Source organism: Microbacterium shaanxiense (genome assembly GCF_054779995.1).
In genome coordinates this window covers 329,628-342,622 of record NZ_BAAGXE010000003.1, presented here as the reverse complement: position 1 = coordinate 342,622, position 12,995 = coordinate 329,628, and the positions used below count along the sequence as shown (strand labels likewise).

The 12,995-nt window shown below is 68.3% G+C and carries 14 protein-coding genes; 9 read left to right on the top strand and 5 right to left on the bottom strand.

Annotated elements, in window-relative coordinates; translation table 11 throughout:
* Positions 1-3: 3 nt before the first annotated feature.
* Both ACYVG2_RS11215 and ACYVG2_RS11210 read left to right on the top strand, forming a co-directional pair.
* Positions 4-927, top strand: a complete 924-nt coding sequence (locus ACYVG2_RS11215) for an aldose 1-epimerase family protein (protein WP_460781044.1) — start codon at positions 4-6, stop codon at positions 925-927.
* A 66-nt stretch (positions 928-993) separates the two neighbouring features.
* Positions 994-2,457 carry a hypothetical protein gene (locus ACYVG2_RS11210; protein ID WP_460781043.1) on the top strand — a complete coding sequence of 488 codons (1,464 nt, stop codon included), beginning with the start codon at positions 994-996 and terminating at the stop codon, positions 2,455-2,457.
* 70 nt (positions 2,458-2,527) lie between these two features.
* Here ACYVG2_RS11210 and ACYVG2_RS11205 read toward each other — a convergent pair whose 3' ends face one another.
* Positions 2,528-3,193 carry a type 1 glutamine amidotransferase domain-containing protein gene (locus ACYVG2_RS11205; protein ID WP_460781042.1) on the bottom strand — a complete coding sequence of 222 codons (666 nt, stop codon included), beginning with the start codon at positions 3,191-3,193 and terminating at the stop codon, positions 2,528-2,530.
* Between the two features lie 92 nt (positions 3,194-3,285).
* On the opposite strand from ACYVG2_RS11205, the gene ACYVG2_RS11200 reads away from it, so the two are divergent.
* Positions 3,286-4,185 carry a LysR family transcriptional regulator gene (locus ACYVG2_RS11200; protein WP_460781041.1) on the top strand — a complete coding sequence of 300 codons (900 nt, stop codon included), beginning with the start codon at positions 3,286-3,288 and terminating at the stop codon, positions 4,183-4,185.
* Between the two features lie 4 nt (positions 4,186-4,189).
* Here ACYVG2_RS11200 and ACYVG2_RS11195 read toward each other — a convergent pair whose 3' ends face one another.
* The gene (locus ACYVG2_RS11195) at positions 4,190-4,768 is read right to left on the bottom strand and encodes an antibiotic biosynthesis monooxygenase (RefSeq protein ID WP_460781040.1); all 579 of its coding nucleotides are present in this window, start codon (positions 4,766-4,768) and stop codon (positions 4,190-4,192) included.
* Positions 4,769-5,162: 394 nt separating this feature from the next.
* Between ACYVG2_RS11195 and ACYVG2_RS11190 the strand changes: the two genes are divergently transcribed.
* The 4 genes from ACYVG2_RS11190 to ACYVG2_RS11175 all read left to right on the top strand — a co-directional run bounded on the left by ACYVG2_RS11190 (position 5,163) and on the right by ACYVG2_RS11175 (position 9,575).
* On the top strand, positions 5,163-6,665 hold the full coding sequence (locus ACYVG2_RS11190) for a CoA-acylating methylmalonate-semialdehyde dehydrogenase (protein WP_460781039.1): 1,503 nt from the start codon (positions 5,163-5,165) through the stop codon (positions 6,663-6,665).
* A gap of 66 nt (positions 6,666-6,731) precedes the next feature.
* Positions 6,732-7,877, top strand: coding sequence for an acyl-CoA dehydrogenase family protein (locus ACYVG2_RS11185; RefSeq protein WP_460781458.1), 1,146 nt, complete (start codon positions 6,732-6,734; stop codon positions 7,875-7,877).
* Complete coding sequence (gene mmsB, locus ACYVG2_RS11180) at positions 7,874-8,758, top strand: 3-hydroxyisobutyrate dehydrogenase (protein WP_460781037.1); 885 nt, start codon at positions 7,874-7,876, stop codon at positions 8,756-8,758. The genes ACYVG2_RS11185 and mmsB overlap by 4 nt, the downstream gene beginning before the upstream one ends.
* 40 nt (positions 8,759-8,798) lie before the next feature.
* Positions 8,799-9,575, top strand: coding sequence for an enoyl-CoA hydratase-related protein (locus ACYVG2_RS11175; RefSeq protein ID WP_460781036.1), 777 nt, complete (start codon positions 8,799-8,801; stop codon positions 9,573-9,575).
* Positions 9,576-9,647: 72 nt separating this feature from the next.
* On the opposite strand, the gene ACYVG2_RS11170 is transcribed toward ACYVG2_RS11175, so the two are convergent.
* The 3 genes from ACYVG2_RS11170 to ACYVG2_RS11160 are packed head-to-tail and all read right to left on the bottom strand — an operon-like array spanning position 9,648 to position 11,115.
* A complete protein-coding gene (locus ACYVG2_RS11170) occupies positions 9,648-10,091 on the bottom strand; it encodes a YdeI/OmpD-associated family protein (RefSeq protein ID WP_460781035.1) in 444 nt (147 codons plus the stop codon).
* Between the two features lie 9 nt (positions 10,092-10,100).
* On the bottom strand, positions 10,101-10,565 hold the full coding sequence (locus tag ACYVG2_RS11165; RefSeq protein WP_460781034.1) for an SRPBCC family protein: 465 nt from the start codon (positions 10,563-10,565) through the stop codon (positions 10,101-10,103).
* A gap of 13 nt (positions 10,566-10,578) precedes the next feature.
* Entirely contained in the window at positions 10,579-11,115 is a 537-nt protein-coding gene (locus ACYVG2_RS11160) for a MarR family winged helix-turn-helix transcriptional regulator (protein ID WP_460781033.1), read from the bottom strand.
* Positions 11,116-11,243: 128 nt separating this feature from the next.
* On the opposite strand from ACYVG2_RS11160, the gene ACYVG2_RS11155 reads away from it, so the two are divergent.
* Both ACYVG2_RS11155 and ACYVG2_RS11150 read left to right on the top strand, forming a co-directional pair.
* The gene (locus tag ACYVG2_RS11155; RefSeq protein ID WP_460781032.1) at positions 11,244-12,020 is read left to right on the top strand and encodes an electron transfer flavoprotein subunit beta/FixA family protein; all 777 of its coding nucleotides are present in this window, start codon (positions 11,244-11,246) and stop codon (positions 12,018-12,020) included.
* The gene (locus tag ACYVG2_RS11150; RefSeq protein ID WP_460781031.1) at positions 12,020-12,994 is read left to right on the top strand and encodes an electron transfer flavoprotein subunit alpha/FixB family protein; all 975 of its coding nucleotides are present in this window, start codon (positions 12,020-12,022) and stop codon (positions 12,992-12,994) included. The genes ACYVG2_RS11155 and ACYVG2_RS11150 overlap by 1 nt, the downstream gene beginning before the upstream one ends.
* Position 12,995 lies beyond the last annotated feature (1 nt).

Here is a 12,995-nt window from a genome sequence, read left to right as displayed (position 1 = left end):
GACATGAGCGCTTCCCTCCCCGCATCCGGTCGTCAGCTGCGGATCTCCGCCCACGGCTACGAGGCGGTCATCGCCAGTGTCGGCGCGACGCTGCGGATGCTGCAGCACGACGGCCGCGACCTCATCGTGCCGTTCGACGCCGATGAGGTGCGCCCCGCGTACCGGGGAGCGACGCTCGCGCCGTGGCCGAATCGCGTCGTCGACGGGAGCTACTCGTTCGGCGGCCAGGCGCACCAGCTCGCGCTCACCGAGCCCGCCCGCGGCCACGCGCTGCATGGACTGCTGGCGTGGACCGAGTTCGCCGACCGCGCGGTGGAAGACGACCGCGTCGTGCTGGAAGCCGTGATCGAACCTCAGCTCGGGTATCCGTTCCGCGTCGAGGTCGCCGTGGAGTTCCGTCTCGATTCAGACGGTCTGAATCAGACCGTCACCGCGCGCAACCTCGGGACGGATGCGGCGCCCTGGGGTACCGGCCCGCATCCGTATCTGGTCGGTGGCGAAGGACGGGTCGATGACTGGACTCTCGAGCTCCCGGCATCCGAGGTGCTCACCGTCACTGCCGATCGGCTGAGCCCGATCGCGGTGGACGCGGTCGACGCGCATCCGGAATGGGACTTCCGCACCCCGCGCGTGATCGGCGACGTGTTCATCGATCACGCCTTCACCGAACTCGACCGCACCGACGGATTCGCCGAGGTGCGCGTCGTGGCGGCGGACGGACGCGGCGTCGCACTGCGCTGGGACGAGAGCTGCCCGTGGGTGCAGGTGCACACCGCCGACCTTCCGACGGATGCGGCGAACAGCCGGATCGGTCTGGCCGTCGAGCCGATGACGTGCCCACCGGACGCCTTCAACTCGACCGTCGACCTGATCGTGCTGGATGCGGGCACCGAAGCCGCCGCATCCTGGCACTTCCGCGCGATCTGATCACGCACCTCCCATGGGCATTTCTGCCCACGGGAGGCCCGTCGCGTTGGCAATACGATGGGAGCCGTGACGAATGACACTCCGGAGAACTTCCCGCCCACCCCGACGAACGTGCCGGAGTCGGTGAGCGACACGGCCGCGGGTCAGCACGGCTTCGACGGAACGTTCTCTTCGGATGCGGGCTCGACGGATGCGGGAGCACCGGATGCGGGAGCCGTGCCTGCGCCGATGCCCGAACCCGCGCCTGCACCCGCACCGATGCCGGAGCCCGCGCCTGCGCCCGCGCCGACGCCCGAACCCGCGCCCGCTGCCGGTGGGCACGAGCTCCCTGGGGCGGGTCATTCCACCGCCCCGGAGGCGATCCCCGAGCCCCATGCGGCGCCGGTGTACGACCCGAACGCGCCGGTGTACCCGGGGAACGCTCCGGTGTACGACCCGAACGCGCCGGTGTACCCGGGGAACGCTCCCGTGCACGACCCGAACGCACCACAGGCGTATACCGCCGGCGGATACCCCACCAGCGCATATCCGGTCGCGCCGGCCGCGCCGCGCAAGCCCATGTCGAAGGGGCTGCTGTTCGGCATCATCGGTGGAGCGGCGGTGCTCGTGCTGCTGGTCGCCGCAGCGATCATCGTGCCCGGTCTGCTGCGCGGGGCCGCCCCGACGGCATCCGAAGCAGTCGAGGAGTACCTGACGGCGTTGTCGGAAGGCGACGCCGAGACGGCGCTCACGTTCGTCGAGACGTACGCGGATGACAGTCTGCTCACTGACGAGGTGCTCAGTGCATCGCTGGAACTCGCCCCGATCACCGACATCGTCGTGGAGGAGTCAGAGGATGCCAGCGAGTACGAGGCGACGGTCTCGGCGTCCTTCGCCGTCGGAGGCGAGACGATCGAACGCGAATTCACCGCGTACAGCTCGTCCGACGACGGATGGGTGATCAGCGACGGCCTGGTCATGGCGACGCTGTCGAACTTCGACGGTCTCGGGCTGACGGTGAACGGGGTCGAGCCCGCTGACCCGTCGACCTCGCTCTTCCCCGGTGCCTACCAGCTGGCGCTCGGCTACGAGCAGTTCGCGCTCGATTCCGACACCGACACGTTCACGCTGACGACGGACGACGACAGCGAGCTGTTCTGGGACATCTACCCGGTGCTCACCGATGACGGCGCAGCGACGTTCCGATCGCTCGTGCGTGCGGCCATCGAGGAATGCGTGGCGATGAAGACGCTCACGACGCCCTGCGGCATGGACATCACCGAGATCGACCTCAGCGGCTACACACCGGTCGACGGCTCGGTGACCAGGACGATCACGAGCGACGGCATGGCGACGCTCGACAGCATGGTGCCGGAGGTCGACTACTCCACGCCCACTCTGGTCTCGACGTACGACACCCCCGATGTGGAGATGACGCTCCAGGGCACGAAGGACGGCCAGACCTCGGAGTTCGAGGTCTGGTTCGGCGGCTACATGGACACGCCGTCGGTCGACTTCGCCCAGGAGACCCCGACCGTCACCTGGGACTGACCCCGACCCCGAAGCACAAGTGCGGCATCCAGCGAGATGCCGCACTTGCGCGGTTCGAGCGGTTCGTGAGTCAGCCCAGCGCCGTCACCAGAGCCGCAGCGACGGATGCCGATGACTGCGGGTTCTGCCCGGTGATCAGCAGCCCGTCCACGACCGTGTGATCGCTCCACGGCGCCGCCACCTCGACGTCAGCGTCGAGCTCGCGCAGCGACGTCTCGAGCAGGAACGGTGCTCGGTCGGCCAGCCCGCCGATGCGCTCCTCCTCATCCGAGAAGCCGGTGATCCGGCGCCCGGCCAGGATGGGCGTGCCCGTGGAGGTGCGCGCCGGCAGCAACGCCGCGAGTCCGTGGCACACTGCAGCGAGGGGACGCCCGGCCGCGACGGTGGCGGTGATCAGACGAGCGGAGTCGGCGTCCACGGCGAGGTCCTGCATCGGTCCGTGGCCGCCGGGGTAGTACACCGCGTCGAACGCGAGGGGATCCACGTCGGCGAGCACGAGAGGCGTCCGGAGCGCGGTGATGCGCGCGATCGCCTCAGCATCCCCTTCGGCGAGGCTGCCTGCGTCGGCGATCGGCACGACGCCGCCGGGTGTCGCGAAGGCGATGTCGTGGCCGGCTTCGGTGAGCAGGGCGTACGGCGTGAGCAGCTCTTCCGCCCAGAAGCCGGTGGCGTGCGCCGTGCCGTCGGAAAGGGTCCAGGTGCGAGCGCCGGTGACGACGAAGAGGACGGTGGACATGTGGACTCCAAAGGGTCTGACGGCTACGCCGTGGGTTGCGGACACCGATGACAACGGTCGTTGCAGATGGGTGATTCCGATAGATTCTCGATATGAGCGATCGAAATTCCGATGGATTGCAGAGCCTCGACCGATGGCGGGTGTTTCTTGCGGCCTACCGTTCGAGTTCGGTCTCGGCAGCCGCACGGATGCTCGGTCTCGCACAGTCGTCCGTCACCGCGCAGCTGCAGTCCCTGGAGCGCAGCATCGGAGAACCGCTGTTCGTGCGTCACGCCCGCGGCATCCGCCCGACCGCCAGTGCCGACGAACTCGCCACCCGTCTCTCCGGCCCGCTCGATGCACTGGCGGAGGCCCTGGGCGCGCAGCCGGCCGTCGAGGCTCCACGAGTGCGCCTGGGTGGAGCGGCGGAGTTCCTCGCCCGGGTCGCCCTCCCCGCCCTCGCGCCGGCGATCGCCGACGGACTCCGTCTTGAAGCGACCCACGGTCTCGCCGAGGACCTGCTGGAGCAGCTCAGGGTCGGCAGCCTCGACGTGGTGATCTCGGCGGTGCGGCCGCGCGGCCGTGCACTTCCGACGGCTGTGCTGTGCGATGAGGAGTTCGTCCTCGTCGCATCGCCGTCCCTGGGGATCGAACCCTCCGCGGGCCTGCGTCCCTCGGACATCGATGCCCGGCCGCTGCTCTCCTACGCGCGTGACGTCCCGATCCTGCGGCGCTACTGGCGGCACGTGTTCGGCGTCCGTCTGGAGCGCGAACCTCAGTTGATCGCGCCCGACCTCCGCGCTCTGGCCACGGCTGCGAGCGCCGGGGCGGGAGTGACGGTGCTGCCGACGTACTTGATCGCAGAAGAACTGGCGCAAGGGCGGCTCGTCGTACTGCGCGAGACCGACGACCCGCCGATCAACACCTTGCACCTGGTGCGTCGGCCTGGTCGTCTCGATGAGGGCGTCGCGATCGTCGAGCGCGCGCTGCGCGCCGCGGTCGAGGGGCTCTGAAGGCTCAGCGCGCGAGCCATCCCCGCAGGGCGCGGGTGACCCAAGGGAGCACCCAGTAGGTCATGATCGGCGTGAGCACGAGCGTCGTCGCGAGCACCCGCAGCCAGAGCGGCAGTTCGCCCCAGCCGGGCACCGGCGTCATCGCGAGGCTGAAGAGCAGGTTGACGGGGAAGAAGCCGAGCCAGATCGTCACCGCCTGCTTCCACCGCGGCGGTGCGGGCGGTGCATCGTCGGCGGCGACGGCATCCGGAACGCGGATCGAACCGGTCGCCGGTTCGTCGAACCAGCCCTCGATCCCTGTGCGTCTGCGCGAATGCTCGCTGCGCACGAATCCCTCGCCCATCGAGAGCCACCAGGTGCGCTCGGGGGACTGCTCCCACGCCTCGAGCGTCTCGACACTCGCGAACCGGTAGAGCATGTGCCAGAGCTGCGAATCCTCGCCGGCGCGCACCCACCCGGAGCCCAGGAAACCCGGGTGCTTGTTCGCGAGATTGACGCCGGTCTGCACCCAGGCGGTCGCCTCGGAGATGCGTGCGGGGTCCACCTCGCGGCGGATGGAGACGGTGATCGGAACGCTGGACATGGTGGGCCCCTCGGAGATGAAGCGTGCTTGTGGCGGATCCGAGTGTATGCGGGCTTTGTTTCGTGTTTGCTTCGAGCCGCTGGGCGACGTCGCCGAGCGGCCGGGCCCGGACGGAGAAGACCCCCGCCGACCCGATTCGGCGGGGGTCTCGGGAGCTCTGCTCACCGTCGCGCGGAAAGTCCTGACTACCCGTTCCGGTCTGAGTTCTTCCGCGCACCTGCAGTTGTACGTGTCGAAGGTGACCGGATGGTGAACGGGCATCGAACGTGCGACGTCGACATGGCCGGCCCTTCCGCAGAGGCTTGAGGAGGAATACTTGGATGCCCTAGTAAATATACGGAGACCAGAGTAATCTGTTCATCGTGCCAACGACGGCGCGAAGGGACATCGCATAATGACTCGTACCATCCCCCATTTCGTAGGCGGATCGCTTCTCACGCCCAAGGACGGACGCTTCGGTGACGTCTACGACCCCAGCGAGGGCACCGTGCAGGCGCATGTGCCGCTGGCGTCGGCAGAAGAAGTGCGTCGTGTGATCGACGACGCCGAGGCCGCGCAGCCGGCGTGGGCGGCGACCAACCCGCAGAAGCGGGCACGAGTGCTGCTGCGCTTCCTCGATCTCGTGCAGAAGAACATGACCGAGCTCGCGACGCTGCTCTCCAGTGAGCACGGCAAGACGCTGGATGACGCCAAGGGCGACATCCAGCGCGGTCTCGAAGTGATCGAGTTCGCCGCCGGCGCACCGCACCTGCTCAAGGGCGAGTACTCCACCGAGGCGGGCACTGGCATCGACGTCTACTCGATGCGTCAGCCCCTCGGCGTCGTGGCCGGGATCACCCCGTTCAACTTCCCCGCGATGATCCCGCTGTGGAAGGCCGGCCCGGCCATCGCCGCCGGCAACGCCTTCGTCCTCAAGCCCAGCGAGCGCGACCCGTCGGTGCCGGTGCGTCTCGCAGAGCTGTTCCTCGAGGCGGGACTGCCCGCCGGCATCTTCAACGTCGTCCACGGCGACAAGGAGGCCGTCGACACTCTGCTGACGGATCCGCGCATCCAGGCCGTGGGGTTCGTGGGCTCGACGCCGATCGCCGAGTACATCTACTCGACGGCGACCGCCCACGGCAAGCGGGCGCAGTGCTTCGGCGGGGCCAAGAACCACATGATCGTGATGCCGGATGCCGATCTCGATCAGGTCGTTGATGCGCTGATGGGCTCCGGCTACGGTTCGGCGGGGGAGCGCTGCATGGCGATCTCGGTCGCCGTTCCCGTCGGCCAAGAGACGGCCGACGCTCTCGCCGCGAAGCTCACGGAACGCGTGGGTCAGCTGCGCGTCGGGCCGGCACTCGCCGAGGACGTCGACTACGGCCCGCTCGTGGCGCTCTCCGCGGTGGAGCGCGTGGAGGGCTACATCCAGCAGGGCATCGATGCCGGCGCGACGCTGCTCGCCGACGGGCGGGGGCTCAACGTGGACGGACACGAGAGCGGCTTCTACCTCGGGCCCACTCTGTTCGACCACGTCACCACCGACATGTCGATCTATCGCGAGGAGATCTTCGGACCCGTGCTCGTGATCGCCCGCGCCGCCGACTACGAAGAGGCGCTCGCCATGGCATCCGATCACGAGTTCGGCAACGGCGTCGCGATCTTCACACGCGACGGAGACGCCGCCCGCGACTTCACCGCTCGAGTGAACGTCGGGATGGTCGGCGTGAACGTGCCGATCCCCGTTCCGATCGCGTACTTCACGTTCGGCGGCTGGAAGCGCAGCGGCTTCGGCGACCTCAACCAGCACGGCGCCGACGCGTTCCGCTTCTACACGAAGACCAAGACGGTGACGAGCCGCTGGCCGGCGCACGGTGTGCGCGACGGGGCGAGCTTCGTCATCCCGACCATGCACTGAGACCGACCCGACGATGACCGACCACATCAATGATCTGCCCACAAGGCGAGAGGATCCCCGATGACGATGATCACGACAACCACCGAAGAGCGCGCGGCCATCCTGCACGCGGTTCGCGAGTTCGCAGAGACCGAGCTGGCGCCGTACGCCGCCGAGTGGGACGAGAACCACGTGTTCCCGCGCGAGGCGCTGCAGCATGCCGGCGAACTCGGTCTCGGCGGCATCTACGCCGACGAGGAGTTCGGCGGAACCGGTCTCGCGCGGGTGGACACCGTCGCGATCTTCGAAGAGCTCGCGAAGGGCGACCCGGCGGTGGCGGCATACATCTCCATCCACAACATGGTGGTGTGGATGCTCGACACCTACGGGTCTGATGCGCAGCGTGCGCAGTGGCTGCCGGAACTCACCGCCATGACGGGATTCGGCGCCTACTGCCTGACCGAGCCCGGTGCCGGCTCGGATGCCGCCGCCATCGCGACGAGCGCGATCCGCGACGGCGAGGAGTACGTGCTGACCGGCGTCAAGCAGTTCATCTCCGGCGCCGGAGAGGCAGCCGTCTACGTCGTTATGGCGCGCACCGGAGAGGCGGGTGCCCGCGGCATCTCCGCGTTCCTGGTCCCCGGTGACGCGGAGGGCCTGTCCTTCGGCGCGCCGGAGAAGAAGATGGGCTGGCACGCCCAGCCGACGCGGCAGGTGATCCTCGATGAGGTGCGGGTGCCGGCATCCGCTCTGCTCGGCGCGGAGGGGCAGGGCTTCGCGATCGCGATGTCCGCGCTCAACGGCGGCCGTCTCAACATCGCGGCATGCTCGCTGGGCGGTGCGCGCTGGGCTCTGGACCAGGCGCGGCGCTACGTGCACGAGAGGTTCACGTTCGGCGAGGCGCTCGCCGAGAAGCAGAGCATCGTGTTCGCGATCGCAGACATGGAGACCGAGCTGCACGCGGCGAGGCTCATGGTGCAGGATGGCGCGCGCGCCGTCGATGAGCACGCTGACGACGCGACGGTGCGATGCGCGATGGCCAAGCGCTTCGCGACGGATGCCGGATTCCGCGTCGCCAATGATGCCCTTCAGCTGCACGGCGGCTACGGGTACCTTCAGGACTACGGGATCGAGAAGGTCGTGCGGGACCTGCGCGTGCATCAGATCCTGGAAGGGACGAACGAGATCATGCGCATGATCGTCGGACGTGACGCGCTCAAGGCGGCGTCATGAAGATCGCATTCCTCGGCCTCGGTCACATGGGGCTGCCGATGGCCCGCAACCTGCAGGCCGCGGGCAATGAAATCGCCGGATTCGACGTGATGCCGGCCGCGCGAGAGGCCGCGGTGGCGGCCGGTGTGCCGCTCGCCGAGTCGGGGCCGGATGCCGCGACCGATGCGGACGTCGTCATCACGATGTTCCCGGCCGGCAAGCATGTGATCGAGGCGTACGAGGGCGGGCTGCTGGCCGCGGCGCGACCGGGAACGCTGTTCATCGAGTCGTCCACGATCGCGGTGGACGAGGCGCAGGCCGCCCACGCGCTGGCGATCGCCGCCGGCCACCGCAACGTCGATGCGCCGGTATCCGGTGGAGTGGTCGGAGCCGAGAACGCGACGCTCGCGTTCATGGTCGGAGCATCCGATGACGACTTCGCCGCGGCCCGTCCGCTGCTCGAGGCGATGGGCAAGCGCATCGTGCACTGCGGCGGGCCGGGGCTCGGGCAGGCGGCCAAGGTCTGCAACAACATGATCCTCGCCGTCTCGCAGATCGTCGTGGGAGAGGCGTTCGTGCTGGGGGAGCGGCTCGGGCTCTCGCACGATGCCCTGTACGACGTGGCGGCGAACGCCTCGGGGCAGTGCTGGGCGCTCACGACCAACTGCCCCGTGCCGGGGCCGGTTCCGACGAGCCCGGCGAACCGGGACTACCAGCCGGGGTTCGCCGGTGCTCTCATGGCGAAGGATCTCGGGCTCGCCCTGCAGGCGATCGAACAGACCTCGACGGATGCGCGGATGGGGCGCCTTGCACAGGAGATCTATGCCGCGTTCGCCGCGGGCTCCGGGGGAGGACGGGACTTCTCCGGCATCATCACCGACATCCGCGACGGGCAGGTGTGATGATCGTCAGTGACGTCGTCCCACCACTGAGGAGCCATCGATGACCGAGTACGAGACGATCCTGGTCGAGCAGCGCGGGCGCGTGGGGTGGATCACCCTGAACCGTCCGCAGGCGCTGAACGCATTGAACTCTCGACTGTCGCAGGAGGTCACTGCCGCCGCCGTGGCGTTCGACGGGGATGAGGGCGTCGGTGCGATCGTCGTCACCGGCTCGGAGAAGGCGTTCGCTGCCGGCGCCGACATCAAGGAGATGGAGTCGATGTCGGCCGCCGACATGCGCGCGACCGATCACTTCGGCGAGTGGAGCGACTTCGCGGCCGTCCGCACTCCAGTGATCGCCGCCGTGAGCGGTTTCGCCCTCGGCGGCGGATGCGAGCTCGCGATGATGTGCGACATCATCCTCGCCTCCGACAATGCGAAGTTCGGTCAGCCGGAGATCAACCTCGGGGTGATGCCCGGCATGGGCGGAACGCAGCGGCTGATCCGCGCGGTGGGCTACTACAAGGCCGCCGAGCTCATCCTCTCCGGACGCATGATGGGTGCAGAGGAAGCAGAGCGTGCGGGTCTCGTGTCACGGGTGGTGCCGGCATCCGATCTGCTCGCCGAGGCGACGACGCTCGCAGAGACGATCGCGTCGAAGGGGCTGCCTTCGCTGTACGCGGCGAAAGCCGCGCTGGATGCCGCGATGGAGACGACGCTCGCCGACGGCCTCGCGCACGAGAAGCAGGCGTTCGCCGCGCTGTTCGACACCGCGGATCAGAAGGAGGGCATGTCGGCCTTCCGGGAGAAGCGGGCGCCGAACTTCCAGAACCGCTGAGACCGAGTCAGCGGCGTGAGACCGACATGGCCACGGTCGGTCTCGTGCCGCAGAGGCGGTTCGCAGGTGGAGTCACTCACCGAGCGCGTCGATGATCTTCTGCAGGCGGCGGCTGCGGGTCTCCTCGGCCTTCGCCTCCTCGATCTGACGCGCCATCTCCTTGCGCTTGGATGGCGGCAGGTTCTCGAATGCCGCCCTGATGGCGGGGTCGGCATCCAGTGCCAGGGCGAGAGCCGGGGGGATCTCGATGACGCGTTCCTCGGTATCAGGGCTGATTGTCACCTCGATCTCCTCGTCGATCTCGACGCCGGCCTCGGCGCGCGCCGCCTTGCTGAATCCGATGAAGTTCTGCCCACCCATTCGGGACAGGCGAAGGCGGATGCTGCGATCGCCGAAGTCGACCACGACGGGGAACGCCTTACCCGCGCCCAGGGATGCGACCTGTTCGTCGGTGAGCACGATGGCTGCGGCGGGTCCGTGACCTTCGAGCACGGTCTTCAGATGCAACTCGGTCATGGCGACAGGCTACAACTGAGGACGTCCTCTTTCGAGAGTGTGCGCCAGCATCTGGTTGCGCTCGTCGATGAGGCGGCGCATGTACTCGCGCATGAAAAGTCGGTCGACGAGCGCGCCGATCGGGCCGAACGGTGAACGGAAGTCGATCGTGTCGCGCATGAGCGTGCCATCGGGGTGCTCCTCGAAGACGTGCTCGTGGTGGAACTCGGCGAAGGGCCCCTTGGTCTGCCGATCGCGGAACCGGTGCGGCGGTGCGATGTCGAACACGATCGAGGTGAGGTGGAACGGCACTCCGAAGTGGCGCGCACGCCAGGTCACTTCGGAGCCTTCGGTGAACGTCCCGCCCTCTGGACCGCTGACCATGGTCTCGCCGTACCGGGCCATGGACTCCACGTGCAGCGCGGGATCGATCGCGGCGGCGAAGACCTCGCCCGGCGTCGCGCGGATGACGCGCTCGAGCGTGAACCGCGCCATCAGGCGTGCGTCGTCACAGCGGATCCGGCTGCGGACGCGGCTCGGTGAAGTCGCCCGCGTTCTTGCGCAGGCGTGCGACGATCGCGACGAGATCCGCGGCATCGGCCGAGCTCATCCCCGGGCGGCTGAACACCTCGTCGTTGAGCGCAGTGGTGGCGCGTTCGACGAGTGCACGACCGTCGTCGGTGAGGGCCAGCATCGCCGCGCGTCCGTCATACGGGTGCGGTTCGCGCTGGACCAGGCCGTCGCGCACGAGCCGCTCCGCCGTGCTCGTCACCGTCGTGGCATGCACCTGAAGGCGGGCGACGACGCTGGAGAGAGGCAGTCTGCCCGCGCGGCTGAAGGCGAGCAGTCGCAGGACTTCGAAGCGTGCGAACGAGAGGCCGAACGGCTTCAACGCGGCATCGACGCGCGAGAGCAGCAGCTGCTGCGCCCGCATCACCGAGGTGACCACGGTCATGCCGTCGGCGGCATCCGTCCACCCGTGCGCCAGCCACTGCCGCTTCGCCTCGGCGAGCGGATCGGTGGGAAGGGGACGGGGGAGGGCCACGGTTCCACCGTATCGGCAGAACCGGCGATCAGCCGTGATCTCCGGCGTGAATCTGGGTATCATAAACATTGAAACTCGATTCCATCGGCCACGCTGACTAGAATCGGTCTTGTCGTGAGGAGCGTTCGATGAAGATCTTCGTCTTGGTCAAAGAGGTGCCGGACACCTATGGCGATCGCAAGCTGAATCTCGAGACCGGCTTGGCCGATCGTGCGGCCGGGGATGTGGTCCTGGATGAGATCACCGAGCGTGCGCTGGAAGTCGCGCTGTCGTACGCCGACAAGAACGACGGCACCGAGGTGGTCGCCCTCGCGATGGCTCCGGAGTCCTCGACCGCGTCGATCCGTCGCGCGCTCGCGATCGGCGCGGCATCCGCTGTGCATGTCGTCGACGAGCAGCTCGCCGGCGCCGACCTCGGGTTGACGGCGGAGGCGCTGGCTGCGGCCGTTCGTCGTGGCGAGCCCGATCTGGTGATCACGGGCAACCTCTCGACCGACGGCTCGGGAGGCGTGATCCCTGCCATGCTCGCCGAGCATCTCGGATTCACGCAGGCGACCGCGCTGAATGCGGTGGAGATCACGGCTGATGGTGTCACTGGTACGCGTGCTGCGGATGATGGCAACCAGTCGGTGACGGTGAAGTTCCCTGCGGTGATCTCGATCACCGAGGCGCTGCCGGATGCGCGATTCCCCAACTTCAAGGGCATCATGGCGGCGAAGAAGAAGCCGCTCGAGGTGCTCTCCCTCGACGACCTCGGCGTCTCGGCCGACCCTGGCGCTGCGCCGCGCACGATCATGACCACGGTCTCCGAGAAGCCCCCGCGCGCGGCGGGCGTGAAGATCACCGATGAGGGCGACGCCGGCGCGAAGCTGGTCGAGTACCTCGTGCAGAACAGGCTGGTGTGATGATGAGCTACCCCGACAACGCGATCCTCGTGCTCGTCGACGTGACCCCTGCGGGCGACGCGGCCAGTTCGACGGCTGCGCTCATCGGTGCGGCGTCGACGATCGGGTCTCCGGTCGCGCTGGTGCCCGGTGGATCCCAGAGCGCTGTGGATACCGCGGCAGCCGCGGGCGCAGCAGTCGTTCTGACGGCGGATGCGGATGCCGGATCGCTCACGGTTCCATTGGTCGACGCCCTGCAGGCGGCGTACCGGCAGGTGCAGCCGGATGCCGTGCTCGTGTCGAACTCGATCGCCGGTCGTGATGTCGCCGGTCGTCTGGCGGTGCGCGAGAAGCTCGCGCTGTCCGTGGACGCGATCGGGGTCTCACGCGACGACGAGGGCATCGTCGCACACCATTCCGTTTACGGCGGTGCCTACCTCGTGGACTCCGCGCCGACCTTCGGCGCGCCGGTCATCACGGTGCGTCAGGGGGCTGTCGATGCTCGTGCCGAAGCCGCCGCATCCCCGACCGTCGAGGCGCTCGAGGTGACGGCATCCGGTGCCGCCGCGGCGCAGGCGGGGGCGGTCGAGGTCGTCGAGGCGGAGTCGTCCCGGCCCGAGCTTCGTGGCGCGACGAAGGTCGTCTCCGGTGGCCGTGGCCTGGGGTCGAAGGAGCAGTTCGTGCTCGTCGAGCAGCTCGCCGACGCGCTCGGCGCGGCGATCGGCGCCTCGCGTGCCGCGGTCGACGCCGGATACATCCCCTACGCGCATCAGGTCGGTCAGACCGGTGTGTCGGTGTCGCCGCAGCTGTATGTCGCGGTCGGCATCTCCGGTGCGATCCAGCACCGTGCAGGCATGCAGACGGCGAAGAACATCGTCGCCATCAACAAGGATCCCGAGGCCCCCATCTTCGACGTCGCCGACTTCGGCATCGTCGGTGACCTGTTCAAGATCGTGCCGCAGGTGGTCGAGGCCCTCGAAGCACGGAAGAAGTAAC